The organism is Micromonospora sp. MGP-C2 (assembly GCF_057766525.1).
The window spans coordinates 5160710-5181365 of the sequence record NZ_JBYMEN010000002.1 but is presented as its reverse complement, the minus strand read 5'-3'; the positions used below and the strand labels follow the sequence as shown (position 1 = coordinate 5181365).

At 72.1% G+C, this 20656-nt stretch carries 22 protein-coding genes; 2 read left to right on the top strand and 20 right to left on the bottom strand.

The window, feature by feature from the left end; all coding sequences use genetic code 11:
• The 13 genes from AC3CF1_RS23910 to AC3CF1_RS23850 form a co-directional block, all read right to left on the bottom strand.
• On the bottom strand, positions 1-1332 hold the full coding sequence (locus AC3CF1_RS23910; RefSeq protein ID WP_088946248.1) for an NAD(P)/FAD-dependent oxidoreductase: 1332 nt from the start codon (positions 1330-1332) through the stop codon (positions 1-3).
• Positions 1333-1434: 102 nt separating this feature from the next.
• Positions 1435-1995 carry a hypothetical protein gene (locus AC3CF1_RS23905; RefSeq protein WP_374223639.1) on the bottom strand — a complete coding sequence of 187 codons (561 nt, stop codon included), beginning with the start codon at positions 1993-1995 and terminating at the stop codon, positions 1435-1437.
• A 46-nt stretch (positions 1996-2041) separates the two neighbouring features.
• Positions 2042-3484: a DUF58 domain-containing protein gene (locus AC3CF1_RS23900; protein ID WP_354983490.1), complete on the bottom strand. Its 1443-nt coding sequence runs from the start codon at positions 3482-3484 to the stop codon at positions 2042-2044.
• Positions 3484-4491, bottom strand: coding sequence for an AAA family ATPase (locus AC3CF1_RS23895; RefSeq protein ID WP_354983489.1), 1008 nt, complete (start codon positions 4489-4491; stop codon positions 3484-3486). The genes AC3CF1_RS23900 and AC3CF1_RS23895 overlap by 1 nt, the downstream gene beginning before the upstream one ends.
• Positions 4491-5075 (bottom strand): hypothetical protein, encoded by a 585-nt coding sequence (locus AC3CF1_RS23890; protein ID WP_330464217.1) that lies wholly within the window; start codon positions 5073-5075, stop codon positions 4491-4493. The genes AC3CF1_RS23895 and AC3CF1_RS23890 overlap by 1 nt, the downstream gene beginning before the upstream one ends.
• 49 nt (positions 5076-5124) lie before the next feature.
• Positions 5125-5910, bottom strand: coding sequence for a DUF4129 domain-containing protein (locus AC3CF1_RS23885; RefSeq protein WP_355161102.1), 786 nt, complete (start codon positions 5908-5910; stop codon positions 5125-5127).
• Between the two features lie 19 nt (positions 5911-5929).
• Complete coding sequence (locus AC3CF1_RS23880) at positions 5930-6670, bottom strand: uracil-DNA glycosylase (RefSeq protein WP_355161100.1); 741 nt, start codon at positions 6668-6670, stop codon at positions 5930-5932.
• Positions 6663-7349 carry a dienelactone hydrolase family protein gene (locus tag AC3CF1_RS23875; RefSeq protein WP_354983486.1) on the bottom strand — a complete coding sequence of 229 codons (687 nt, stop codon included), beginning with the start codon at positions 7347-7349 and terminating at the stop codon, positions 6663-6665. Before AC3CF1_RS23875 ends, AC3CF1_RS23880 begins: the two co-directional genes overlap by 8 nt.
• Before the next feature lie 199 nt (positions 7350-7548).
• Positions 7549-8247 carry an LppU/SCO3897 family protein gene (locus AC3CF1_RS23870; protein ID WP_488451292.1) on the bottom strand — a complete coding sequence of 233 codons (699 nt, stop codon included), beginning with the start codon at positions 8245-8247 and terminating at the stop codon, positions 7549-7551.
• Between the two features lie 130 nt (positions 8248-8377).
• Positions 8378-9415 carry an HAAS signaling domain-containing protein gene (locus AC3CF1_RS23865; RefSeq protein ID WP_488451291.1) on the bottom strand — a complete coding sequence of 346 codons (1038 nt, stop codon included), beginning with the start codon at positions 9413-9415 and terminating at the stop codon, positions 8378-8380.
• On the bottom strand, positions 9412-9744 hold the full coding sequence (locus AC3CF1_RS23860) for a PadR family transcriptional regulator (protein ID WP_074316865.1): 333 nt from the start codon (positions 9742-9744) through the stop codon (positions 9412-9414). The genes AC3CF1_RS23865 and AC3CF1_RS23860 overlap by 4 nt, the downstream gene beginning before the upstream one ends.
• A gap of 160 nt (positions 9745-9904) precedes the next feature.
• A complete protein-coding gene (locus AC3CF1_RS23855; RefSeq protein WP_354983510.1) occupies positions 9905-10837 on the bottom strand; it encodes a Ppx/GppA phosphatase family protein in 933 nt (310 codons plus the stop codon).
• Between the two features lie 22 nt (positions 10838-10859).
• Positions 10860-11648 (bottom strand): ArsR/SmtB family transcription factor, encoded by a 789-nt coding sequence (locus tag AC3CF1_RS23850; RefSeq protein ID WP_488451290.1) that lies wholly within the window; start codon positions 11646-11648, stop codon positions 10860-10862.
• Between the two features lie 349 nt (positions 11649-11997).
• Between AC3CF1_RS23850 and AC3CF1_RS23845 the strand changes: the two genes are divergently transcribed.
• Positions 11998-12888: a CE1 family esterase gene (locus AC3CF1_RS23845; RefSeq protein ID WP_355160257.1), complete on the top strand. Its 891-nt coding sequence runs from the start codon at positions 11998-12000 to the stop codon at positions 12886-12888.
• 1 nt (position 12889) lies between these two features.
• On the opposite strand, the gene AC3CF1_RS23840 is transcribed toward AC3CF1_RS23845, so the two are convergent.
• Genes AC3CF1_RS23840 through eno form a run of 4 tightly spaced genes read right to left on the bottom strand, consistent with a single transcriptional unit; the run spans position 12890 to position 15963 of the window.
• A complete protein-coding gene (locus AC3CF1_RS23840; RefSeq protein WP_354983482.1) occupies positions 12890-13426 on the bottom strand; it encodes an amino-acid N-acetyltransferase in 537 nt (178 codons plus the stop codon).
• Positions 13423-13980: a DUF501 domain-containing protein gene (locus AC3CF1_RS23835; protein WP_354983481.1), complete on the bottom strand. Its 558-nt coding sequence runs from the start codon at positions 13978-13980 to the stop codon at positions 13423-13425. Before AC3CF1_RS23835 ends, AC3CF1_RS23840 begins: the two co-directional genes overlap by 4 nt.
• A gap of 28 nt (positions 13981-14008) precedes the next feature.
• On the bottom strand, positions 14009-14647 hold the full coding sequence (locus tag AC3CF1_RS23830; RefSeq protein ID WP_354983480.1) for an FtsB family cell division protein: 639 nt from the start codon (positions 14645-14647) through the stop codon (positions 14009-14011).
• A 32-nt stretch (positions 14648-14679) separates the two neighbouring features.
• Positions 14680-15963 (bottom strand): phosphopyruvate hydratase, encoded by a 1284-nt coding sequence (eno, locus tag AC3CF1_RS23825; protein WP_088946234.1) that lies wholly within the window; start codon positions 15961-15963, stop codon positions 14680-14682.
• Between the two features lie 213 nt (positions 15964-16176).
• On the opposite strand from eno, the gene AC3CF1_RS23820 reads away from it, so the two are divergent.
• The gene (locus tag AC3CF1_RS23820) at positions 16177-16869 is read left to right on the top strand and encodes a hypothetical protein (RefSeq protein WP_488451289.1); all 693 of its coding nucleotides are present in this window, start codon (positions 16177-16179) and stop codon (positions 16867-16869) included.
• Between the two features lie 136 nt (positions 16870-17005).
• On the opposite strand, the gene AC3CF1_RS23815 is transcribed toward AC3CF1_RS23820, so the two are convergent.
• The 3 genes from AC3CF1_RS23815 to AC3CF1_RS23805 all read right to left on the bottom strand — a co-directional run bounded on the left by AC3CF1_RS23815 (position 17006) and on the right by AC3CF1_RS23805 (position 20580).
• Positions 17006-18625, bottom strand: a complete 1620-nt coding sequence (locus AC3CF1_RS23815) for a DUF885 domain-containing protein (RefSeq protein ID WP_328532900.1) — start codon at positions 18623-18625, stop codon at positions 17006-17008.
• 147 nt (positions 18626-18772) lie between these two features.
• Positions 18773-19750 (bottom strand): nucleoside triphosphate pyrophosphohydrolase, encoded by a 978-nt coding sequence (locus AC3CF1_RS23810; protein ID WP_488451288.1) that lies wholly within the window; start codon positions 19748-19750, stop codon positions 18773-18775.
• Between the two features lie 2 nt (positions 19751-19752).
• Positions 19753-20580 carry a hypothetical protein gene (locus AC3CF1_RS23805; RefSeq protein WP_354983477.1) on the bottom strand — a complete coding sequence of 276 codons (828 nt, stop codon included), beginning with the start codon at positions 20578-20580 and terminating at the stop codon, positions 19753-19755.
• Positions 20581-20656: the final 76 nt, after the last annotated feature.

Sequence of the window (20656 nt, the reverse complement as noted above, 5' to 3'; positions counted from 1 at the left end):
TCAGACGCGCGGCGCGCCGACCGGCTGGGACGCCTCGACGAACTCCTCGCGCGGGTCGTGCAGCTGCCCGAGGGCCACCACCTCACGCTTGAGGAAGAACGCCAACGACCAGTCCACGACCACCCGGACCTTGCGGTTGAACGACGGGATCCGGCTCATGTGGTACGTCCGGTGCATGACCCACGCCGGCCAGCCGGTCATCTTGATCCCGTACACCTGGGCGACGCCCTTGTGCAGGCCGAGGCTCGCGACGCTGCCGACGTGCTTGTGCTTGTAGTTGACCGGCTCGCGGCCCCGGATCACGGCCGTGATGTTGTCGGCCATCCGGGCGGCCTGGCGCACCGCGTGCTGGGCGCTCGGCGAGCAGAAGTTGCCCGGCTCCTTGGTGAGGTCCGGCACGGCGGCGCAGTCGCCGGCGCTCCACGCGCCCTCGACCACCTGGTCGCCGTCGACCACCTGGAGAGTGGGCAGGCAGGTGATCCGCCGACGGTCGTCGCGCGGGAAGTCGGTCGAGTCCAGCATCGGCGACGGCTTCACGCCGGCCGTCCACACGATCGTGTCGGACCGGAAGCTGTCACCGTCGGAGAGCTTGACCACCCCGTCGACGCAGGACTCGAGCCGGGTGTCCAGCCGGATGTCCATGTTCCGCTTCATCAACTGCTGGACGGTGTAGGCGCCCATGTCCCGGTCGACCTCGGGCAGCACCCGCTGGGTGGCCTCGACCAGCACCCAGCGAACCTCGTCCTGCTTGAGCTCCGGGTAGTAACGCAGGGCGTCGCGAGCCATGTCCTCCATCTCGGCGAGCGCCTCGATGCCGGCGTACCCACCGCCCACGAAGGTGAAGGTCAGCGCCGCACGACGGACGTCCGGATCCGGCGTGGCCGCAGCCACGTCGAGCCGGTCCAGGACGTGGTTGCGCAGGTAGATCGCCTCGCCGATGGTCTTGAATCCGATGCCCTGCTCGTGCAGGCCGGGGATCGGCAGAGTGCGGGAGACCGAACCCGGCGCCACGATCACGTGGTCGTAGGTGATCTCCCGGGCCGGGCCGCTGATCGGCTGCACGGTGGCCACCTTGCGGCCGTGCTCGATCCGCGTGACAGTGCCGGCCACCATCTTGCAGCGACGCAACTCCCGCCGCAGGGGCACCACTGAGTGCCGCGGGGAGATGTTGCCCGCCGCCGCCTCCGGCAGGAACGGCTGGTAGGTCATGTGCGGCTGGGGATCCACCACCATGACCTCAGCCTCACGGGAGCTGAGCTTCTTCGACAGGCGCAGCGCCGCGTACAGACCGACGTGCCCGGCACCCACCACAAGGATCCGCTTCGGATTCACGTTGTCTATCTTTCCCCGGCCGGCTCAGGTAATCCCGCTCGCGGCCCCCATCTGTGACGGAGCACAACCCATGTGACCTGCGTAACCCTCAGGTCGCAGCGGTCACCGCCGTCGCAGGAGCCAGCCCAGCAACGCTGCCGTACCCACCGCCAGCAGCAGGCCCAGCACCGTGACCCACTGGTATCCGGCCTCCCCACCGGTGTCCCCGGCCTGCAACAACAGCACCCCCAGCACGGCGGTGCCCAGCAGGACGGCCGCCGTCCGCAGCAACCAACGGGTGATCATCTCCGGGTCCACCACCGCGTCGTAGGGCAACAGCGCGGCCAGCGCGCAGAGGGTGTGCGCCAGATAGAGCAGGGCCGCGAGGGCGAGAAGACGCCAGAGGGCGACCGGGCGGCCGTACCCGTCGGTGGCGACCAACCAGCCACCAATCGTGACCAACGCCGTGAACGTCGCCCAGACCCGGCGCGGGCCGAAAGCCGGCAACAGTGCGGCGACCGTCAGGAACAGGATCGGCCGACCGGACAACACCTCAGCGGGGAAGGCGAGGACGAACCCGGCAAGCACGGTGACGAAGATCGCCGCCCGAACCAGCAGTGGAGCGGCGCTGATCCGGCTGACCGCATTCTGAAAGGACCGGACCCGCCCGGCGACACCGTCGATCATCTGCGCCTCCGCTCGCTCGCGACCGCGGGGCTCGCAAGCTCACTCACCGGTTACCCACCCTCGGGGCCGTCGCCAGCCGGGCCACGTCCCGCAGCACCTGGTCCAGGCTGCCGGCACCGGCCCAGCGCACCACGGGGACGCCGTGCTCCCGGAGCTGCCCGATCATGATCTCCCGGTCCAGACGCCACAGCCGGTACGCCACCTCGGCCCAGCCCCGGTCCTTCGGTGACGACAGGTCGGTCGGCAACGTGTCGACCGCCACCACGAACCGGCCGGCCCGAGTCAGCCGGGCGAGCATCTGCGCCGACCGTTCGTCCAGCAGCGGGGTGAGCACCACCACCAACGCGTCCGAGGAGAGCAGTTGCGGGCCGAACACCTGGTCGTACGGCTCATGGGAGGACGACGTCACGCGTACGTCGAGCAGCCACTCCAGCACGGTCAGGTACTGCCGTCGCCCGGCTGCCGGTCGCAGCCGACGGGCTGACGGGCCGTACTCCAGCAGGGAGACCCGGTCGCCACGGTGCAGGTAGTGCTCGGCGATCGCGGCGGTGGCGCGGACGGTTGTGTCCAGCACCGAGGCGGCGCCGTCCACCCCACCGGAACGGCCGGCCTCGGCGAGCACGTCGAGCAGCACCACCACCTCCGCGTCACGGTCGGAGAGGGTGGCCGCCACGTGCAACTGCCGAGCCCGCAACGACACCCGCCAGTCGATACGGCGCAACCGGTCCCCGGGAGCGAATCTGCGTACGCCGGCCAGCTCGCCGCCCTCACCCGGCCGCCGCGAGTGGTGCGCCCCGACGAGTCCGGCGGCGCGGGGCATCGCCTCCACCGCCTCGAACGGTTCGGTACGCGGGTACACCCGCACGCGGACCGGCTCGATGATCACCGCGCGGGAGACCAGCAGCCCGCCCGCCGTCGCGACCCGGGCACCGGCCGGGCCGACCGGATGCCGGCCCCACCGCAGGGCACGGCCGACCAGTTCCAGGTCCACCGCCGACCCGGTGGGCACCGACGTGACGAACGGCCGATCGGCGGCGGAACGACTCGCGCCGCTGGCCGGACCCTGGCTGCCGGTCGGCGTCGTCGCCGCAGGTGGCACGTCGGCGGTGTCCCCGTCCCGGGCGAAACCGGCCCGGAAGATCCGCAGCCACGGCGACACGCGGGTACGCAGCACGACCAGGTCGTAGTCGACAGTGTCCGGGTTGCCGACGCTCACCGCCGCCGTCACGTCGCCGCCCTCGACCAGCGGCCCGTCGTCGCCCGGGGTGATCCACACCTGCGGCAGCGCCGTGGGGCGTCGGCGCAGCGCGTACGCGGTGCCCAGCGCGAACGGGGCAGCCAGCACGATCAGGTCGACCCGCCCCAGCAGCACCCCCGCCACAAGCAGCAGGCCGGCGAGCAGGACCGCCCGGCCGAGCGCCGGGGTGGGTGCCCAGCCGGCAGCCGGTTCCGGCTCGGTGGATCTCGGCACGGTCGGTCCGGTCATCAGTTCCGGGGCCCGCCGGCGGCGTAGCTGGGCAGGGCGCCGCTGGCCGGGGCGGGGGTCGCTTCCAGCACCTCGCCGACCACGAACGCCGGGTCGACCCGGCGCAACCACATCTCCGGGCGCAGGGTGATCCGGTGGGCCAGGGCGGGTGCCGCGACATCCTTGACGTCCTCCGGCACCACGTAGTCGCGTCCGCCGAACACCGCGCGAACCCGGGCCAGCAGCAGCAGCGCCAACGATCCGCGAGGCGAGGCGCCGACCAGCACCGACGGGTGCTCCCGGGTCGCTGCGGTGAGGGCCACGATGTAGTGGCCGATGGAGTCCTCCACCACCACGTCCTCCAGGGCGGCCTGCATGGCCCGCAGCGTTGCCGCGTCGACGACCGCCTTGATGTCCGCCTCCTCGCGGCGACGGCTCATCCGACGGCGCAGCACCTCCCACTCCTCTTCGTGCTGGGGGTAACCGAAGGAGACCCGCAGCAGGAACCGGTCGAGCTGGGCCTCGGGCAGCGGGTACGTGCCCTCGTACTCGATCGGGTTGGCCGTGGCCAGCACGTGGAACGGTTCGTCCAGCTTGTAGGTCACACCTTCCACCGAGACCTGCTTCTCCTGCATCGCCTCCAGCAGCGCGGACTGCGTCTTCGGCGGCGTCCGGTTGATCTCGTCGGCGAGGAGCAGGTTGGTGAAGACCGGGCCGGCCCGGAAGGTGAAGTCCCCGTTGCGCTGGTCGTACAGGAACGAGCCGGTGACGTCGGCGGGCAGCAGGTCGGGGGTGAACTGCAACCGGCGGAAGTCCAACCCGAGCGCCTGGGCGAACGAGCGCGCGGTCAGCGTCTTGCCCAGCCCCGGCAGGTCTTCCAGGAGCACGTGCCCGCCCGCGAGGATGCCGGCGAGGACCAGCTCCAACGCGTCCCGCTTACCGACCACGACGGTGCCGACCGCGTCCAGGACCGCCCGAGCCAGATGGCCGACCTCGGCGGGGGCAATGGTCCGGTCCACGTCGTTCATCAGATCTTCTCCAGTTCGGCGACGATCACCGCGAGGTCGCGCGGCGACGGAGTGCGGCGAGGCGGGGTCTCCAGGAACGTCCAGAGCCGGTCGCCCAGCAGGGCGCGGGCGCGGGCCGGATCCGACTCGCGGGTGACGCCGTGCTTCAGGCGCATCCGCTCGTCGGCCAGTTCACCGATGCGGGGCAGGACCACCTCGCTGAAACGTTCGGGTCGGGTGTTGGACCAGTCCAACGGCCATTCCCAGCGATTGATCGCGCTGCGCAGCGCGTCCCGGGCACCCCAGTTGTAACTGCCGTCCTCCTCACCCGAGACGTTCCGGGAACCGGCTGGCGGCGGGGGTGGCGGCGCGAGCAGGGCGGTGACCCGGCGGACGGCCAGCACGGCCAGCACCCCGGCGATCAGCACGGGCAGCGAGACCTGGAGGCCGACAGCTCGCAGGCCGACGAGCAGCACCGCGACCACCGCGGCGGCCCACGCGAGCGAGCGCAGCACCGGGCGGATCCGGGAACGGCGCGCCTGGGGGCCCGCCGGCGCCGCCTCCTCCTCGAACGCGAGCAGGTCGTCGATGCTGGTGCTACTCATGCGCCACCACCGCGGTGAGGGGCTCGCAGACCCAGCTCACTCCTCGCGCTCACGGGGTCACCACCGCGGTGAGTTCGCCGCGCAGTCGGCGCAGCGCGGCGCGCGCCTGGTCGCGGGTGCGTTCGTCGACCGGACGGGTCGCGTACCGGGCCTCCCGGTAGACGTGTGCCAACTCGTTCAGCACATCGGTGCTGACGATCGCCGGCACGCCGGCCGCCGGGTCACCGTGCAGCAGCCGGCTGACCAGGTCGGTGGGGGTGTCCCCGGCGAGCCGTGGCACACCGGCCGCGGCGGCGGCCTCCTCCAGGCGTACCCAGCAGGCGATCACCGCCACCCGGGGGTCGGTGTCGCGGTCGTCGAGTTCCACCAGGCCGGCGTCGAGGGCCGCGACCACCTCCCGGGCGGTGCCCTCCGCGCTACGCCGGGCCCGCTGCGTGGGCAGCGTCCGGGTGGTGCGGCGCAACGCACCCCGGATCAGGATCCAGGTCAGGTAACCGAGGGCGGCGAAGATGGCCAGCCCGAGCAGGACCATCGCGACGGTGGCGATCCACTGCGGTATGTGCGCCTGGGTGGCCTCACCGGCGTCGCGCGGCTCGACCGGAATCGACGGCGGCGGCTCGGCGGTCGGGTACTCGGGCACCCAGGGGACGTTCTCCGCGGCTGGCGGGATCCGACTGGCCCCGATCGACGAGTTGGCGGACGCCAGCGCCGCACCGACGAGCAACGCGGCGACCGCGCCGACCGGCCACCACCGGCGAAGCAACCCGAGGGCCGGGCGCAACACCCCCTGCTCGGCGGCAGGGGACGGCGTGGGCGGGCGTGTTCCGTCTGTCATCGCCACCGCCCCACGCGTCTCAGTCCACCCCGGCCAGCTGTTTAGCCTGGCCGAAGACATCGTCCAGCATCTCTGGTGTCAGCCGCCCGGTGAAGGTGTTCTGCTGGCTGACGTGGTAGCAGCCCAACAGGTCCGGCGCGTCCGTGCCGGACCAGTGTGCCCCATGACCGAACGCCGGTCGCGGGCTGGGCGGGCGCAGCCCGTACACCTGACGGAGCACCGGCCACCACGCGGCCCAGGCGAACGCGCCGAGCGCAACCACGACGCGCAGCGTGGGCCGGATGAGCGTGACCTCCCGGTGCAGCCAGGGTGCGCAGGTGTCCCGCTCCTGCGGTGTCGGCTTGTTGTCCGGCGGCGCACATCGGACGGCCGAGAAGATCCGGATGTCCCGCAGGGCGAGCCCGTCGTCGGCGGCGACGCTGGTCGGCTGGTTGGCCAGCCCGGCCCGGTGCAGCGCGGCGAACAGCACGTCGCCGGACCGGTCACCGGTGAAGATCCGGCCGGTGCGGTTGCCGCCGTGCGCGGCGGGCGCCAGCCCGAGGATGGCGATCCGCGCGTCGGCGGTGCCGAAACCCGGCACCGGCCGGCCCCAGTATTCCTGGTCGCGGAAGGCGGCCCGGCGGGTGCGGGCCACCTCCTCCCGCCACCGGACCAGCCGGGGGCAGGCAAAACAGTCGCTGACACCCGCGTCGAGGTCCGCCAGGTCGGTCGCCCGCGCTGCGCGGGCGACCACCTCCTCGGGGGTACGCGACTCAGCCAAGCTTGGCCCGGAAGAGTTCCAGGGTGCGGGCGAAGGCGCTGGCTGCGGCGCGCTGGTCGAACGCCTCCGGCCGGTCGTCGTTGAAGAAGGCGTGCGAGGTGCCCGGGTAGTCGTAGAGGTGGCAGTCACCGCCGGCCTCCTCGATGGCCCGACGGGCGGTCTGTACGCCTTCGGCGGACGAGGTGCCGTCCTCTTCGGAGCAGTGGATGACCGCGGCCTTGCCGGCATAGTCGGCCCAGTCGGGGCGCATCGACTCCCACGGCAGCACGGGATAGAAGCCGGCGGTCGCGACGATCCGCTCGGAGATGGTGGCTGACCAGAGGGCGAGGCTGCCACCGGCGCAGAAGCCCACGGCACCGACCTTACCGGTCACCTCCGGACGCCCCGCGAGATAGTCGGCCGCACCGGCGATGTCCTTCGCCGCCTCGTCCATCCGCATCGCCATCAGCAACCGCTGCGCCTCGTCCGGCTCGCTGGTCGTCTCACCGTGGTAGAAGTCGGGCGCGAGGGCGACGAAACCAGCCTCGGCGAACCGGTCCGCCACCGACCGGATGTGCGGGACGAGGCCCCACCACTCCTGGATGACGATGACGGCAGGGCTGGCCATGCCGCTGGCGGGTATCGCGAGATACCCCTCGCTCATGCCCCCGTTGCTGCGGTAGCTCACCATTTCGCCCATGGGCCGTCCTCCTAGCGGTCAGTCATCGTTGGCTGGTCGCCCAGTGGTCCTACGTGCCGGTAGCCTGCCACGCCACGCGGCCGTCCGGAAGACGCCGGAACAGTGGCATTCACCTCCTGTTGGCCGGCCGGTGACTGCGGGTACGCCGACGGCGGCGGGGTCTCCTCCCGCCGCCGTCGATGCTGGCCTGGCGCGCCGGTCAGGCCTTCTTGGTCAGACAGAGCACGTAGCCCGACTTGCCCGGCTCGATGCTGGAGAAGATGTAGCCCTCCTGGTCATTCTGGAAGAACTGGTCGCAGGAGGTGCCGGCCTTGGCCTGGGCCTCGCTCTGGTCGTTCACCCGACCAACCACGGTGTACGCCGCGTCGGTCGAGGTGCACTCGACGACCTTGGCGCCGTCGACCTCCTCCTGCCCGGTCCCCGTGATCTCCGGCAGCTCGGCGATGCAGTCGCCGGCCTTGGCGTCGGCGGTCTCGTCCTTGTTGAAGTAGCCGCCAATCGCCGACGCGAGGCCGAACTTCAGGCCGGCGACGACGACGATCGCGAGGATCGCGCCGACGATGCCCAGAGCCTTCTTCGCACCGGACTTCTTCGCCTCCGGCTCGGCCGTCGCCGTGGCGGTCGCGGGCGGCACGGCCGCATCCGACGTGGCCGCCTGCGGGTCGGCTGCCTCCGGCTTGGCGGCCTGCGGGTCCGCCGCACCCGACGTGGCCGCCTGCGGGTCCACTGCCTCCGGCTTGGCGGACTGCGGGTCGGCGGTTCCCGGCTTCGCCGCCAGCGGATCGGCCGCATCTGACGTGGCCGCCTGCGGCTGGGCCGGCGTCGGCTGCGGCGTCTCGACGGCCGGCTGGGGTGCTGCGGCGTCGGGCGCGGAGGGCGGTGCGACCTGGTCTGGCACGGGGGGTCCTTCCGAGGGGTTGATGAGCAGACGACACCGTAACGATCATTGATTTACGGTGCCGTCCCGCTCGCCTCGTCCGTTCAGTTATTTCCCAGCTTCGGCAGCATGATCCAGTTCACACCGCGACTCAGTTCGTCGGAGTCGGAGTCGGTGCGTCGCTCGGCGTCACGATTCTGCCGGCCGTGGGCTGGCCGGTGGGCGTACCGGTCGCCGTCGGCGTCCCGGTCGGACCGGGCGTGCTGCTCGGGTCCGGCGGGCTGCTGGGGTCCGGCGTGGTGGTGGGCGGCGTGGGAGCGAGGGGCGCGCCCGGGGCCCGGGGCCCGAACGGCGCCTGCTCCGGGCAGTACGGGTACGGCCGCAGCAGCGGGTTGCCGTACTCGTCGATGCGGCCGCCGCAGTCCGGGTAGCCCAGCCTGATCGGGTTGCCGTTCTGGTCGAAGAGCCGGGCGTTCTCCACCAGCCGGCCCTCGCTGTCGTAGACGAAGACGTCCCGGATCTGGCCGTACTGGCTGTCGACCGAGGTCTGGTCGTAGTAGTAGTCACGGCCGAGCCGGTCCTCGGTGTTGACCAGTGCGGCCAACGCGAAGACCGCCAGCACCGCGCTGCCGACCTGCACCGCCGAGCGCGGCCAACGCGTCAGCCGGGCGGAGCGGCGGCCAATCCAGATGGAGGCGAGCACGAAGCCGACCAGCATGATCAGGCCGGCGAGCAACTCCCCACCGAACCGGGGCAACAGGTTGTAATAGTTGCCGCCGTTGGAGATGACCGTGACCAGCATCGCCGCCAGGTAGCCGCGCAGCACCCACCAGCCCGGGCGCAACAACCGGAGGAAGTCGCTCGCCGTGTCGTACCCCAGGGGTGGGCCCAGTCGGGTGTCGACAGCGCGCAGGCGGCTGCGGACCCCGACCAGCGCGGCGGCGACCCGCTGGTCGAGATTGCGCCCACCGCCCCCGGCGGCGGCGCCGGCCGCGGCGCGCAGCTCGGCAGCGTACGTCTCGGGCTCGCCCAGCCGCTCGACGAGAGTGCCCTCCGCCTCGGCCGCGACCTCGGTGAGGTGGTCGGCGAGATCCTCGGTCAGCTCGTCGCGTTGGGTGGGTGGCAGGTCGGCCAGAGCGGCCCGGACCCGCGCCACGTAGTCGGTGATCTCCTGCTCCGTGACGGTCATGCCGCCATCCCCCGATCGTCGAGCAGACTGTCCATGGTGGTGGCGAACGAGCGCCAGAGCTTGCCGGAGCGGGTCAACTGGTCACGCCCCGCGGCGTTGAGTGAGTAGTACTTGCGGTGCGGCCCGGATTCGCTCGGCACGACGTACGTGGTGAGCAGGCCTGCGGCGAAGAGGCGGCGCAGCGTCCCGTAGACCGAGGCGTCGCCGACCTCCTCCAGGCCGGCCTCGCGCAACCGGCGCAGAATGTCGTAACCGTAGCCGTCCTCCTCTCGGAGCACGGCCAGGACGGCCAGATCGAGCACGCCCTTCAGCAACTGTGTGGTGTCCACGCATTGCAGACTAGTGCGCAATGCGGAGTAGCGTCAACGATTCCGCCCCGACACGCAGGCGAGGGGGCACGGCCCTACCGAAACCTTGATCGACTGGACTTCCTGGAAATCGGGGTATCCGCCCTGCTGGGACACCGCGACTTTCAGGGAACCGAGTCGATCAAATGGCCAGGCTCCAGGCGATGCCGTCGAGGATGTCGTGCTCGGAGGCGACCACCGACGGCATCCCGGCCCGCTCCATGATCACGCGAAGCACCAGCGCGCCGGCGCCGATCACGTCGGCCCGGCCCGGGTGCATCACCGGGTTCGCCAACCGCTGCTCACGGGTCTGACTCAGCAGGTCCGCTGTCACCTGGGTGACCGCCTCGTACGACACCCGGGCGTGGTGGATGCGCTCCGGGTCGTACTCCCGCAGGCCCTGCGCGAGGGCGACCACTGTGGTGACCGACCCGGCGAGACCGACCAGGGTTGCCGCCTCGCGGCCGGGCACCACGGCGAGCGCCCGGTCGACGGCGGCCGCGATGTCGGCCTGCGCGGCGGCGACCTGCTCGGGCGTCGGCGGGTCACCGGGCAGGTGCCGCTCGGTCATCCGGACGCAGCCGATGTCCACCGAGATGGCCGCGTGCACGCCGGCGGCCCGGTCACCGACCACGAACTCGGTGGAGCCTCCGCCGATGTCGACGACCAGGAACGGCGCCTTCGCGTCGGCCGGGAGCCCGCGCACCGCGCCGGTGAACGACAGTCGGGCCTCCTCGTCGCCGGTGACCACCTCGGGCGCGACGCCGAGGGTGCGCTGCACCATCCCGGTGAAGTCGGCGGCGTTGGCGGCGTCGCGGGAGGCGGAGGTGGCACACATGCGGACCCGCTCGGCGCCCAACTTCTCGATGTCGGCGGCGTACGACGCGAGCGCCACCCGGGTCCGTTCGATCGCCTCCGGTGCCAGCCGACCGGTGCGGTCCACACCCTGGCCGAGCCGGACGATCTCCATCCGGCGGGTCAGGTCGACCAGCGGCGCCTGCGGCCCGGCCGACTCCCCGGGCAGGTCGGCGACCAGCAGTCGGATCGAGTTGGTCCCGCAGTCGATGGCCGCCACTCGCGTCGTCACGGCAGCAACCTTACGGCAGGGCGGGCGACCACCCGGCTGCCTGGGCGGCCGACGGACCCGCCTCGGACGAGTCGCCCGGCAGCCCTCGCAGCAGGTTCGCGCCGAGCGCCGTCAGGTGGTGTCGCACGGACCCGCCCTCCCGCTCGCTGGCCACCAGGCCGGTCGCCCTCAGCGCGGTGGCGTGCTCCGAGGCCGAGGAGAGGCTGATCCCGACGGCCCGCGCCAGCACCGTGGTGGTCATCCCGCCGTCGGCCGCGAGTTGGCGCAGGACCAGCGCCCGGGTGGCGCCGAGCAACCGGCCGAGAGGATCGCCCTCGGCGGTGGCCGCGCGCGGAGGCATCAGCACCGGGTAGACGAGCAGGATCGGGCGATCCGGCTCGACCAGCACCCGGGGCCGGGGGCCGGCCAGCGGGGAGGGCAGCAGGATGAGCCCGTGGCCGGTGCCGGGCAGTTCGCCGTCCCACCACGTCCGCACCTCCAGCACCGGCTCCCGCCACCGGATGGCCGGGTGCAGGCCCGCGAAGAGGCTGGCCAGGCCGTGCTGCGCCAGCCGTTGACTCGCGCAGGTCACCTGCTGGCGGTACGCGGACACCAGATCGGGCCAGTGCGGCGCGAGGACGGCGTCGAACCAGGTGCGGACGGCCCCGCCGAACAGGTCGAGCATCTCCGGATCGGCCGCGGCGAACCGTCGCCGCAGCGGGGTGGCGGCCACATCCGCGTACGCCGCGCCGACCTCGGCGCGTACCCGTCGTGCCGGGGTCGCCTGAATCGCCTCCAGACCGGCGGCGACCGACTCCACACCGGCGAAGGGGGTGACGAAGTCCGGCAGGCGCCCCGTGCCGGCAGCAGGTGCCGCAGGACCGCGGTGGCGGCCTGGGCGGCTCCCGTGCTCTCCAGCGCTGCCGCCCGCTCGGCCAGCGTCGGGGCCATCGCCGCCACCGTCGGATCCCGCAGCCACTGGCCGGCCAGCAGCGCGGTGCCAACCGGGTGCAGCCGGGCACCGAACCGCACCCGGCAGAGATCCGCCGGCCCGAGATGGAGGCGAAGCATGGGAAACAGCCTGCCGTCCTTCGCCCAGGACCGAAAGGGTTGATCCACAATCCGACGCCCTCCAGGGTGGACGCCGGGGTCGACGGGGGGTGGCCGGCGTGCGGCGGACGGTGGCAGTGTTGACGGGGCTCTGCCTCGTGGTCGTGGCCGCGGCTTGTGGTGAGCGGGGGCAACCCTCGTCGGCCCCGACCGCCGCTCCCTCCGCGTCGACCGAACGCCCGGCGGCGGGCGACCACGAGCTCACCCTGACGCACAACGGGGTCGAGCGCACCTACCTGCTGCACGCACCGCCCGGCTACGACCCGGGCAGGCCGCCCGCGCTGGTCATCGCGCTGCACTTCTATCCCGGGACCGGCTCTGCGATGCGGGAGCTGGCGGGCCTGGAGGCCAAGGCTGACAAGGACAACGTGCTGGTCGCGTACCCCGACGGCGTGGGCGGAGGCTTCAACGCGCTGGTCTGCTGCGGCAACCAGGACGACGTCGGGTTCCTCACCGCTCTCACCGGTCACCTGGTGCAGACCTGGCACGCGGACCCGAACCAGGTCTTCCTCACCGGCATCTCCAACGGCGGCGACATGAGCTTCCGGGCGGCGGTGGAGAGCACCGGCACGTACGCCGCGATCGGGGTGGTCAGCGGCGGTTACAGCGGGAAGCTGACCACGGCCGACAGCTACGTGCCGAAGAGCCCCGTCTCCGTGATCACCTTCATCGGCGGCCAGGACCGGTACGCGTCGACCTTCCAGACCGGCATGCAGACCTGGCAGCAGCGGCTCTCCTGCCGGCCGAGCCCGAAGGCGTCCGGGGTGCCGGGTGTGACGCACACGGTGGCGAGCTGCGCGGACGGCAGCGAGGTCAGCGTCTGGACCCTGCCCGAGATGGGTCACAGTTGGCCGGGGGCGACAGCCGGTCAGCTCGCCGCGTCCTCCGCCGGGCTGTCGGCCACCGACCTGATGTGGGAGTTCTTCGCGACGCACCCCCGCAAGGCCTGACCTACAGGCGCAGCAGCATCCGGGTGTTGCCCAGCGTGTTCGGCTTGACCCGCTCCAGGTCCAGGAACTGCGCGACACCCTCGTCGTACGAGCGCAGCAACTGCTCGTACACCTGGCGGGGCACCGGTGCGCCGTCGATTTCCTGGAAGCCGAACGCGCCGAAGAACCGCGTCTCGAAGGTGAGCGCGAAGATCCGGGCCACGCCCAGCTCCCGGGCCGCGTCGATCAGCTCTCCCACCAGCCGGTGCCCGATCCGCTGGCCCCGGCAGGACGGGTCCACAGCGACCGTGCGGATCTCGGCCAGGTCCTCCCACATCACGTGCAGCGCGCCGCAGCCCACCACGACGCCGTCGTCGGCGCGGACCGCCACCCGGAACTCCTGCACGTCCTCATAGAGGGTGACGGTGGCCTTGCTCAGCAGCCGACGGTCGTCGGTGTAGGTGTCCACCAGCCGCCGGATGCCCCGTACGTCCCCGGTGCGGGCCCGCCGCACCACGATCTGGCTCTCGGACGCCGAGGACCCGGCCGGCGCGCTCATTCGCCCGCCGGGACGTCCACGCAAGGACCGGCCGACCACCACGGCTCGACCAGCGCCAACGTCTCGTCGCCGAACGGGTTCACGCCCGGGCCGGCGCCCAGGGCGTGCCCCAGGTGCACGTGCAGGCACTTCACCCGGCCCGGCATCCCACCGGCCGAGATTCCGGCGATCTCCGGCACCTCACCGACCGCCTCCCGGCGGGCGAGGTAGTCCTCGTGCGCGGCACGGTAGTGCGCGGCCAGCTCGGGATCCGTCGTCAGGCGGTCCGCCATCTCCTTCATCAGCCCCGCCGACTCCAGCCGGCTGCACGCCGCCGTGGCTCGGGGGCAGGTCAGGTAGAAAAGCGTCGGAAACGGGGTGCCGTCGGCGAGGCGGGGGGTCGTCTCCACCACGTCCGGGAGGCCGCAGGGGCATCGGTGGGCGACCGCCTGGGTGCCCCGGGGCGTCCGGCCGAGCTGCGCGGCCACCGCGGCCAGGTCGGCCTCCGTGGCCGGCTCCCGCTGCGGCAGAGGTACGGAATCCGCCGCCGGCTCCGACGGTGGTACGACAGTCACGGTCTCTCCTGGTGCGTCGATCGGTGGATCACTTGCCGGGCTGCTGGCTGTCGGCTGCCTGCACGCTCGACCAGAGCGTGTCGTACCAGGTCGACGGCCCCGCCGGGGCGGCCGAACCGGCCGACTTCCCGGCGTCCCGGGCGGCGCCCTCCGGGTCGTGCAGCACCACCATCATCTTCTCGCCCGGCTCGCCCATGAAGAACCGCTCCCGAGCCTGCGTCTTGATGTACGCCGGGTCGTTCCAGTTGGCAGCCTCGGCCTCGAGCTTGGCGATCTCCGCCGCCTGCACCGCCTGGGCCGCCTCCATCCGCTCGATGTCGGCCTGCTGGTCCAGGTAGACCCGGACCGGGTACGTGTAGGCCAGCGCGAGCGCGATCAGGACCGCGAACAGCACTGTGGCCCGGCCGGTGAAGCGACGGGGGTGGGGCGCGGCGAGCCGCTTCACGCCTGCGCCGGCGCCGGTACGCCGAGCGGCGGCCGGACGATTCGCCGAGCGAACGCCCTCGGCGCCCCGGGCAGCACCCGGCGCCCGACCAGCGGCGCGGGGGTCGGCGCGTACGCCGGCCTCCCGGACCGATCCCCGCGTGGCGCGGCCACCACCCGGCCGACCGGACTGACCCGGTCGGCGGGCGGGACGCTGACCACCCGGTGTGCGGCGCTGCTGCATCGTCACACCCCTCCCCCGAGGCTTCGCGCGTCTCAGGCCGAACGGTAGCGCGGGAAGGCGCCGGCGCCGGCGTAGCGCGCCGCGTCGGCCAACTCCTCCTCGATCCGGAGCAGCTGGTTGTACTTCGCGACGCGGTCCGAGCGGGCCGGCGCGCCGGTCTTGATCTGGCCGCAGCCGGTGGCCACCGCCAGGTCGGCGATGGTGGTGTCCTCGGTCTCGCCGGAACGGTGGCTCATCATGCACTTGAAGCCGGCCCGGTGGGCCAGGTCCACCGCGTCCAGCGTCTCGGTCAGCGAGCCGATCTGGTTGACCTTGACCAGGACCGCGTTCGCCGACTTCTCCGCGATGCCGCGGGCGATGCGCTGCGGGTTGGTCACGAACAGGTCGTCGCCGACGATCTGCACCCGGTCGCCGATCGAGGCGGTCAGCGTCTGCCAGCCGCTCCAGTCGTCCTCGGCCAGCGGGTCCTCGATCGACACGATCGGGTAGTCACCGGCCAGCTTGGTGTAGTAGTTGCTCATCTCCTCGGCGGACTTCGCGGAACCCTCGAAGGTGTAGGTGCCGTTGTCGAAGAACTCCGTGGCTGCCACGTCGAGCGCGAACACGATGTCGGTGCCCAGCCGGTAACCGGCCTTCTCGACCGCCTCGGCGATCAGGTCCAGGGCAGCCGCGTTGGTCGGCAGGTTCGGGGCGAAGCCACCCTCGTCGCCGAGCCCGGTGGACAGGCCCTTCTTCTTCAGCACCGACTTGAGGGCGTGGTAGACCTCCGCGCCGGAGCGCAGCGCCTCACGGAAGGTCGGGGCGCCGATCGGGGCGACCATGAATTCCTGGATGTCGACGTTCGAGTCGGCGTGCGCGCCACCGTTGAGGATGTTCATCATCGGCACCGGCAGGAGGTGCGCGTTCGGGCCGCCCAGGTAACGGAAGAGGCTCAGCTCGGCGCTGCCGGCAGCGGCCTTCGCCACCGCGAGGGAAACCCCGAGGATGGCGTTCGCGCCCAGCTCCGACTTGCTGTCGGTGCCGTCGATGTCGAGCATCTTCTGGTCGATGAGCCGCTGCTCGCTGGCCTCGTACCCGATGATCTGGTCGACGATCTTGTCCTCGACGTTGGAGACCGCCTTCTCCACGCCCTTGCCCTGGTAGCGGTCGGCGTCACCGTCGCGCAGCTCGATCGCCTCGAAGGCGCCGGTGGAGGCGCCGGAGGGCACGGCCGCGCGGGCCACCGTGCCGTCGTCCAGGCCGACCTCGACCTCGACCGTCGGGTTGCCCCGCGAGTCGAGAATCTCCCGGGCGACGATTCCCTCGATGGTTGCCACTGAGTCGCTCCTCGTTGTTGTGATCCGGTCCGTGGGTGGGCCGCGACGGTGCGGCTGAGGCAGGTGTTGAACGCAGCGTATCGGGCGGCGCGAACGGGCACGGCGTCGCCCGCGCACCCGAGTCGGCCCGCACTGACGGACATTCCCGGATTTCCGGGCGTCAACCGGCAACGGGTTTGCGCTGCGCGGACCGTATCCACCAGGCTGGTCGCCATGTCCGCCGCCTCGACCACCCTCCGCATGCTCGCCGTGTCGGTCATCGCGTCGCTCACGGTCACCGGCTGTCAGACATTCGAGGACGCCGGAGTCGCCATGGGCCGCTCGGAACTCGTCAACGACCTCGCCGCCCGCCTCGACCGCGCGCTGGAGCTGACCTACTCGGCCGACTACCAGTTGCCCGGCGGCCAGAGCGCCGCGATCGTGCAGGCGCAGGACCCGGCCCGCTCCGCGTACACCTACCCCGGAGGGCGACTCACCGTCACCCCCGAGGCCGTCACCCGGTGTACGACGACCGGCGCCCGCCCGCAGTGCACGCTTGTCGCCCCGCCCACCCCGGGTGGCAAACCCACAGTGACCCTCTTCGGTGAGGCCAACCAGCAGGGTCTGGTCACGCCGCCGGTGGTGATCGGGCTGCTGACCGCCGCCGCGCTGGACCCGCAGGCGGTCATCAAGCAGAGCGACACCACCGTCGCCGGGCACCACGCTGCCTGCGTCGAGGTGCAGGGCTCGTCCGGCGACTTCACCGCCTGCGTGACCACGGAGGGCGTGCTGGGCAGCTTCACCGGGCCGGTCGACGGCAAGCCGATGGAGCTGGCGCTGAGCCGCTACTCCGCGACCGTGGACAAGGGCGCGTTCGACCCGCCGGCCGGCGCCGGCGTCGTGGACCGCCGCCCAGCCGGATCGTGACAGCGGTCCGCAGCTCTCAGGGTCCGCACAAGTTTCGGGGAAGTTGCTGCCTCCGGGGCGCTGGAGGCAGCAACACCCGAGAAGTTGTGCGGATCTTGAGGCGGGACGCGGTGACCGGCGCGGGCGCCGGTGTTGCTCAGACCCCGAGCAGGGTGCGCAGGTGGCGCGGGGGCGGGCAGTCGTGGGCGAGCATCGCGTCGTGCCAGTCGCGCACCGACACGCCGTCCGGGCGGGCGGCGGCGATCTCGGCCATCTCGCTGTACCCGACGAAGTAGGTGGAGAGCTGGGTGGAGGTGAGCAACGACCGGCGCCACTTGCCGGCCGCCTCGCCCTCCTCCTGGAAGCCGCGCCCGGTCATCAACGCCATCGCCTCGGCCTCTGGCAGGTCGTCGGCGTGCACCAACTGGTCGAGCAGGGCGTTGATGGTCATCCGGAGCTGCATCTTGAGCTGCTGCAACCGCACCGGCAGACCCCCGTAGCCGAGGCCGGTCATCAGCTCCTCGGTGTAAACCGCCCAGCCCTCGATGAACGGGCCGGACTCGGCCAGCGCCCGGACGCGGGTGCCACCGACGTAGCGGCGGGCGTGGGCGAGCTGGAGGAAGTGCCCCGGCATCGCCTCGTGCACGGTCAGGTTGCGGATCATGTGGTCGTTGTACTCGCGGTAGAACGACTCCACCCGCTGCGCCGGCCAGTCCGACGGGGTGGGCGCGATGCAGTAGAAGGTGGGCACGGCCGCGGTCTCCAACGGGCCGGGCGCGTCGCAGTAGGCCACCGCGACACCCCTGGCGAACTCCGGCATCTCCTGGATCACGCACCGGTCGTCGACCAGGGTGACCAGGTCGTGCGCGCGGACGAAGTCGGTCGCCTCGTCCAGGGTCACCCCAGCCAGGTCGACGATCGTCGCGTCGTCCGGGTGTTCGGCGGCGAGCACGTCCAGCGCCCGGCGGACGGCCGCGTCGTCGGCCGGGCCGCCGACCAGCTCGACGGCCGCCTCGCGGATCTCCGCGGTGACCCGGTCCAGATTGGCCCAGGCGCGGCGCTGGATCTCGGCGGCGCCCAGCTCGGTGTCGAGGGTGTGCCAGAGCCGGGCCTCCCAGCGGCGGCGGCCCAGCCGAGGGTCCCGCCCCGGGCCGGCGTCGGCGGCCAGGCCGGCGCGCAGCCACGCGACGAACTCCTCCAGCGCGGCGATCGCCGCCGTGGCCGCCGGCTCGACCCGGTCGAGGGCGCTCGGGGCCTGGGCGAGCAGCGGCGGCAGCTCGTCGCGGATCAGCGCGGCCGTACCGGCAAACTGGCCGACCGCCGTCTCCGCGTGGATCCGGGGCATGTCCCGCAGCGTCGCGCGGGCGGTGGCGAGGGCGTCCGGTACGGCGGCGAGCCGGCCGGCCAGCTGGGTCAGCCGCACCTCCGCCGGGGCGTACGGGCGGGCCAGCAGCGGGTGCAGGAGCGCGCCGGGGTTGTGGCGCAGCGGATCCCACTCGTGCGACCGGATCTCGGTCAGCTCGAACAGCTCCCGGTCCACGAATGAGCTGAGCAGCGCGTGGTCGACCTGCTCTTCCACGTCGAGCGAGTCCGGGTCCAGTTCGGACAGGGCGTTGGCCGCGTCGGAGAGCATCGCCCGGTCGGCGGCCAGCGCGTCGACGGACAGGTCCGGCAGCCGGTCGTCGAACCGGTGGTCCCCGGCAGCGGTGGCAACCCCCGGCCGTGACTCCAGCAGTGCCTCGACAACCCGCTCAGCTAGTACCCCAAACGCCTCCACCCGGCCCACCCTACCGACCGGCCCACCCACTGCCACCTGTTACGTCGATCATGAAGTTATTGCCGTCGACCTCGGCGTGTCGTGGCAACAACTTCATGATCAACGCGGGTCTGGGGGTTCGTGGGTGGGGGGTTCGGGGGTGGGGGTTTAGGCGGGTGGGCTTTCGGCGGTTCGGATGGCCTCTGCGTAGGCCAGGGTGGCGCGGCGCAGGGCAGCTTCCGGGTCGATGCCCGCCTCGCGGGCCGCCGCTACCGTGGCCAGGAGGCTCGCGCCCAACCTTGCTTCGGCGTCCACCTGGGTGTCTGCCAACGGCGGTGGGACCTCGATGCCCCTGCGGGCGGCGCGCTTCAGGATCTGCGCGGCCAGGGCCAGGGCGGGCTGGCTCAGGGCCACGCCGTCCAGCACCGAGTCGCGTGCCTTCTCGGCGCGCTTGATCCGCTCCCAGTTCTCGGTGATGTCCTCCAGAGTGCCCGCCTCGGCACCCGCGAAGACGTGCGGATTGCGCCGGATCATCTTGTCGACCAGGCCACCGGCCACGTCGTCGATGGTCCACCGCTCGTCCTCGGGCAACTCCTCGGCGAGCCGCGCGTGCAGCACCACCTGCAACAGGACGTCACCCAACTCCTCGCGGAGAGCGTCGGTGTCGTCGGCGCTGATCGCGTCGTACGCCTCGTAGCTCTCCTCCAGCAGATAACCGGCGAGGCTGCGGTGCGTCTGCGCGCGTTTCCACGGATCGCCGCCCGGCGAGGCCAGCCGGTCCATCACGGCCACCGCGTCGAGCAGTCGGGCGCCCGGCGGATCCCACGAGCCGTACATCAGCTCCATCTCGGCCAACCCCGGCTGCCGGGCCAACCGCAGACCCAATTCACGGGCCAGCGCCTCGTCGCCCGCCGGACCGGCCAACCACACCACAGTGCCGTGCGTCGCCACCGCATCCAGCAACGGCTGCGTCGCCGGCCCCTCCACCACTGTGACCTCGGCGCCCGCCTGGCGCACGGCCGTGACCAGCTCGCTCTCCGCGCCGGTCAACACCGGGTGCTGGCGTACGACATCCCAGGCCGCGGAGGTCAGCAGGCCGGCGGGCAACCGGGGTGAGGTGACCAGGAGGACGATCCGTGCCGTCATGCTCAGCTGGCCGTGCCCTCGTCGCTCGGGGGCGTGGCCTCGTCGCTCGGGTTGGCGCCCGACGGAAGCGGCTCCGGGGTGGAGATGTCGGTGACGGTGCCCGCCTTCTTCAGGTAGGGAAGGCTGTACCTGCCGAAGCCCCCGTTCGGCACCTGGAGCAGGGCCGGAATCTCCAGCGCGGAGTAGCGCGGGTTGAGCGAGACGTCCTCCCGCTCCACCTCTGCCTCGAACGCCGCGCTGAGGGCCACCACCGCGGCCACCTGCGGGGCGATGGCCGGATCGGCGAACGCCGAACGCTGCTGCTCGACCGTCCAGCCGGCCGGGGCCACCTCGCCCTCCACCATCTTGGCGTAGACGACCGACCGCAGCTCGTCGGTCAGCTCGGCCGGCGGCAGACCCGCCTGGAGGGCGAGGAAGAGGTTGTACCAGTCAGCGGCGAGCTTCGCGTACTCAGAGCCGGGAACTCCGAAACTCTTGCCCAACTCGTCGGCCTTGAGCTGGTCCTGGACCGGGATCTTCTTCTCCGCGACGATCCGCTTGGCCAGGTCGATGCCGACGAGCAGGTTGAGCATGTCCTGTGGGGTCGCGTCGATCCGGAGCATCTCCGGCGAGGGAGACGCGGACGGCCCGTTCTGCTGCTGGAACGCCGCCCGGGCGGTCGTCTCGTACTTCGCCTGGGCCTCGGCGTGGATCTCGTCGACCCGTTGCACCGAATAGGTGGTATCACCGACGTACGCGGCGACCCCTGGTGCGGACTTACCGCAGGCAGCGAGGGAGAGGACACCCAGGGCCGCGACGCTGGCGGCGGCGATCACACGGCGAGCACGCATGCCCGTCACTCTCTCATGCCCTCTCCCGTGCTGTGACGGCCCCCACCTCACCGAGCTTCCAGTTCACCGCGGCGCG

Bases quoted from the DNA above. Each gene is read 5' to 3' on its own strand.
- AC3CF1_RS23900 (WP_354983490.1), bottom strand. From the start codon at position 3,484: ATGACCGGACCGACCGTGCCGAGATCCACCGAGCCGGAACCGGCTGCC.
- AC3CF1_RS23895 (WP_354983489.1), bottom strand. From the start codon at position 4,491: ATGAACGACGTGGACCGGACCATTGCCCCCGCCGAGGTCGGCCATCTG.
- AC3CF1_RS23890 (WP_330464217.1), bottom strand. From the start codon at position 5,075: ATGAGTAGCACCAGCATCGACGACCTGCTCGCGTTCGAGGAGGAGGCG.
- AC3CF1_RS23885 (WP_355161102.1), bottom strand. From the start codon at position 5,910: ATGACAGACGGAACACGCCCGCCCACGCCGTCCCCTGCCGCCGAGCAG.
- AC3CF1_RS23875 (WP_354983486.1), bottom strand. From the start codon at position 7,349: ATGGGCGAAATGGTGAGCTACCGCAGCAACGGGGGCATGAGCGAGGGG.
- AC3CF1_RS23865 (WP_488451291.1), bottom strand. From the start codon at position 9,415: ATGACCGTCACGGAGCAGGAGATCACCGACTACGTGGCGCGGGTCCGG.
- AC3CF1_RS23840 (WP_354983482.1), bottom strand. From the start codon at position 13,426: ATGAGCGCGCCGGCCGGGTCCTCGGCGTCCGAGAGCCAGATCGTGGTG.
- AC3CF1_RS23830 (WP_354983480.1), bottom strand. From the start codon at position 14,647: ATGCAGCAGCGCCGCACACCGGGTGGTCAGCGTCCCGCCCGCCGACCG.
- AC3CF1_RS23820 (WP_488451289.1), top strand. From the start codon at position 16,177: ATGTCCGCCGCCTCGACCACCCTCCGCATGCTCGCCGTGTCGGTCATC.
- AC3CF1_RS23810 (WP_488451288.1), bottom strand. From the start codon at position 19,750: ATGACGGCACGGATCGTCCTCCTGGTCACCTCACCCCGGTTGCCCGCC.
- AC3CF1_RS23805 (WP_354983477.1), bottom strand. From the start codon at position 20,580: ATGCGTGCTCGCCGTGTGATCGCCGCCGCCAGCGTCGCGGCCCTGGGT.